Below are 3,181 nucleotides of genomic sequence, written 5' to 3'. Positions count from 1 at the left end.
GGATCCGATGATCGACTACCAGATGATGAGCCGGTTCGTCCGTGGCTTCGCCAGCCTGATGCGCGCCGACAAGCCGACCGTGGTCAAGATCCACGGTTACTGCGTGGCCGGCGGCACCGACATAGCGCTACACGCCGACCAGGTGATCGCGGCCTCCGACGCCAAGATCGGTTACCCGCCGATGCGGGTCTGGGGGGTGCCGGCCGCGGGGCTGTGGGCCCATCGGCTGGGCGATCAGCGCGCCAAGCGGCTGCTGTTCACCGGTGACTGCATCACCGGCGCGCAGGCCGCCGAGTGGGGGCTCGCGGTCGAGGCGCCGGATCCGGCTGACCTCGACGAGCGCACCGAGCGCCTGGTGGGCCGCATCGCGGCGATGCCGGTCAACCAGCTGATCATGGCCAAGCTGGCCTGCAACACCGCACTGCTGAATCAGGGCGTCGCCACCAGTCAGATGGTCAGCACGGTATTCGACGGCGTCGCCCGTCACACCCCGGAAGGCCACGGGTTCGTGGAAGACGCGGTCCGGCACGGCTTCCGGGAGGCCGTGCGGCACCGGGACGAACCCTTCGGCGACGTCGGCCGTCGCGCGTCCGGAGTGTGACGGTGGCCAACAAGTCGAGTGCTCCGGGCCGGATGACGGCCCGTTCGGTGATCCTGAGTCTGCTGCTCGGCGCCCATCCCGCGCATGCGACCGCCAGTGAACTCATCAGGCTGACCGCCGATTTCAGCATCAAGGAGTCGACGGTGCGGGTCGCGTTGACCCGCATGGTCAGCGGGGGTGATCTGGTCCGCTCCGAGGGTGGCTATCGGCTGTCGGATCGTCTGCTGGCGCGTCAACGCCGCCAGGACGACGCGATCAATCCCCGCCTGCACGACTGGGGCGGAGACTGGACCACGCTGGTGATCACCAGCCTGGGAGTGCAGGCCCGGACCCGGACGAATGTTCGGAACACCCTGCAGTACAACAGGTTCGCCGAGCTTCGTGAGGGTATCTGGCTGCGCCCGGACAACCTCGACCTGGAGCTGCCCACCGAGGTGACGCGGCTGGGGCGGGTGCTGTCGGCACGCGATGCCGACCCCGGGGCGCTCGCCGCCCAGTTGTGGGACCTGCCCGGCTGGGCACGTGAAGGGCGCCGGTTGCTCAGTCAGATCGGCAGTGCCACAGACATTCCCGGCTGGTTCACCGCTGCGGCCGGAATCGTGCGCCACCTGCTTACCGACCCGGTGCTACCGGCGCAACTGCTACCCGAACACTGGCCGGGCGCGGAGCTGCGGACGGCGTATCAGAGCTTCGCTGCAGAACTTGTGGCGCATCGCGACGATGTCGAACTGATGGAGGCAGTGACGTGAGTGCACATGCGGGTGGGGTTCGGGTCGAGCGGGCAGGCCCGGTGACGACGGTGATCATGAACCGGCCGCAGGCCCGTAACGCCGTCAACGGTCCGGCGGCCGCGGAGTTGTACGCGGCATTTGAGGACTTCGACAAGGACGATTCGGCGTCGGTGGCGGTGCTGTGGGGTGACAACGGAACATTCTGCGCCGGAGCCGATCTCAAGGCCTTCGGTACGGCCGAGTCCAACGTGGCCCAGCGGACCGGCCCGGGCCCGATGGGGCCGAGCCGGATGGCTTTGTCCAAGCCGGTGATCGCCGCGGTTGCAGGTTACGCGGTGGCGGGGGGACTGGAACTGGCGCTGTGGTGTGACTTGCGGGTGGTCGAAGAAGGCGCCGTCATGGGGGTGTTCTGCCGACGCTGGGGGGTGCCGTTGATCGATGGCGGCACCGTCCGGCTGCCCCGACTGATCGGGCACAGTCGCGCGATGGATCTGATTCTCACCGGTCGAGCGGTGGATGCGCAGGAGGCTTATGCGATCGGTCTGGCCAACCGGCTCGTGCCCAACGGCCAGGCCCGCCAGCGCGCCGAGGAACTGGCCACCGAGCTCGCGATGCTGCCCCAGCAGTGCATGCGCGCCGACCGCCGGTCGGCATTGCATCAGTGGGGTACCCCCGAGACGGGCGCGATGGACTTCGAGTTCGGCAGCCTGTCGCGGGTCGCGGCCGAAGCGCTCGAGGGTGCGGGCCGGTTCGCGGCGGGCGCCGGACGACACGGTGCGGGCGCGTGACGATCAGCCCTGGGTGACGGTGTTACCCGAGCCGGTGTCGTTGATCGTGGGCTCGCCGTCGGAGTAGGTCACGGTGTTGTTGAACCCGACGACGGTGATGTCGGTGTCGACCTTCTCGAAGGTGATCGTGTTGTCGGCGCCGCCGATGTTCACGTTGGCGCAGGTACCGATCACCGTCAGCGTGTTGTTGGAGCCGCCGACATTGAGTGACTTCCCGTCGGCGCAGTCGATCTCGGACGTGGTGCCGAACGAGCCGTAGTTGATGGTGTCGCCGATCTCGACCTGGGCGCCGGAGTCCCCGACGGTGGCCGTCGGGGAGTCAGACTCGGAGCCTTCCGAACCGCACGCGGCGAGGCCGAGTGCCGTGAGCACCGCGGCGATCGATCCGGCGATTCGAGCGGAGTACCCGCGCATGTCTGCCCCTTCCAGGTCGACGGACTAGGCCGGAATGCGGTTGAGCCGGTTGGTCATGCCCAACTCACGGCCCGATCCCACAACAGTGGCTCACCGTTGCGGAACAGAAAGGTCTGGTCGCAGCCGTAGACAGTGATGTCGTTGACGACGGTGTCGGCGATCACGACGTTCGACGAGCCCTGCACGGTCACCGCCCAGTAGGTGCCCACAGCATTGATCCGGTTGTCGGTGCCCAAGACAAACAGTGTCGCCCCGTTGCAGTCCAGGGTCCGCTCGATGCCCTGTCCGGTGATGTGGGTATCACCGTTCTTGGCGTGGGCCGCACCGGCGCCGACCATCGGGATGGCCGCCACGGCGACCGCACCGGCCGCCACAAACCGGCTCGCGGCGATCCGTTTCATCCTTGTCCCGTCGCTGTCTTGTCCGTACTTGCTGACCCGACCCCTTTCGGGAAGCCTACGTGGCCGTGTCGGCCGGTGGGGCGACACTTCCGCAGTTGCCTCGGGGCCGCTGGCATAGGTCGCCATCAACCGGTCGGCTGGGTAGCGTGAGGTGCAATGCGTAGGCATTTCGCGATGGTTGCTGTTCTGGTGCTGACGGCGGTGATCACCGCTGCCGGATGCGCGCACACGGTGGCCGGCAACGCG

General features: G+C 67.8%; 5 protein-coding genes. 3 read left to right on the top strand and 2 right to left on the bottom strand.

All coding sequences use genetic code 11. From position 1 onward, the window contains the following. From ACN269_RS34615 to ACN269_RS34605, 3 genes are all read left to right on the top strand, one after another. On the top strand, window positions 1-601 hold a 601-nt coding region (locus ACN269_RS34615; protein WP_421477537.1), incomplete at its 5' end, for a crotonase/enoyl-CoA hydratase family protein. A 2-nt stretch (window positions 602-603) separates the two neighbouring features. Beyond that, the gene (locus ACN269_RS34610; protein WP_421477536.1) at window positions 604-1,350 is read left to right on the top strand and encodes a PaaX family transcriptional regulator C-terminal domain-containing protein; all 747 of its coding nucleotides are present in this window, start codon (window positions 604-606) and stop codon (window positions 1,348-1,350) included. Window positions 1,351-1,406: 56 nt separating this feature from the next. After that, window positions 1,407-2,120, top strand: coding sequence for a crotonase/enoyl-CoA hydratase family protein (locus ACN269_RS34605; RefSeq protein WP_421477539.1), 714 nt, complete (start codon window positions 1,407-1,409; stop codon window positions 2,118-2,120). A 3-nt stretch (window positions 2,121-2,123) separates the two neighbouring features. Here the strand turns inward: ACN269_RS34605 and ACN269_RS34600 are convergent, their stop codons facing one another. Together ACN269_RS34600 and ACN269_RS34595 are read right to left on the bottom strand one after the other, a co-directional pair. Next, on the bottom strand, window positions 2,124-2,534 hold the full coding sequence (locus tag ACN269_RS34600) for a DUF3060 domain-containing protein (RefSeq protein WP_421477534.1): 411 nt from the start codon (window positions 2,532-2,534) through the stop codon (window positions 2,124-2,126). A 53-nt stretch (window positions 2,535-2,587) separates the two neighbouring features. Beyond that, window positions 2,588-2,935 (bottom strand): DUF3060 domain-containing protein, encoded by a 348-nt coding sequence (locus tag ACN269_RS34595; protein ID WP_421477532.1) that lies wholly within the window; start codon window positions 2,933-2,935, stop codon window positions 2,588-2,590. Between the last annotated feature and the right edge of the window lie 246 nt (window positions 2,936-3,181).

The sequence above is a fragment of the Micromonospora sp. WMMD736 genome, from assembly GCF_049179015.1.
Lineage (GTDB): Bacteria > Actinomycetota > Actinomycetes > Mycobacteriales > Micromonosporaceae > Micromonospora.
Note: the sequence above shows the minus strand (reverse complement) of the source record. Positions and strands in the feature narration are given on the sequence as shown.